The sequence below is a fragment of the Alistipes sp. CAG:268 genome (assembly GCA_000434235.1).
Taxonomy (GTDB): Bacteria; Bacteroidota; Bacteroidia; order Bacteroidales; family Rikenellaceae; genus Alistipes; species Alistipes avistercoris.
Window position 1 is genome coordinate 32,672 of record FR892019.1, and the last position, 279, is coordinate 32,950.

A 279-nucleotide genomic window follows, 5' to 3' on the forward strand; every position below is an offset into this window, starting at 1 on the left:
TTACCTCGCCCGGCCGAATACCCCCGACCCGGGATTCCGCCGCTGGGTCGATTCGGCCGAAACCTGCTTCCTGCAACTCCTCACCCAAGCATAAACCATGGAATATACCTACAACAACCGCGAACTGAGCTGGCTCTCGTTCAATGAACGGGTCCTGCAGGAGGCGCAGGACCGCAGCGTACCGCTGCTCTCCCGGCTGCAGTTCCTCGGCATCGTATCGAACAACCAGGACGAATTCTTCAAGGAGCGCATCGCCAACCTCACCCGGCTGAACCCCAC

At 60.2% G+C, this 279-nt stretch carries 1 protein-coding gene; it reads left to right on the forward strand.

What is annotated here, in order from left to right; translation table 11 throughout:
* Positions 1-97: 97 nt before the first annotated feature.
* A partial coding sequence (locus tag QZL63_RS09775) for a hypothetical protein (RefSeq protein ID WP_290586786.1) occupies positions 98-279 on the forward strand: 182 nt, incomplete at its 3' end.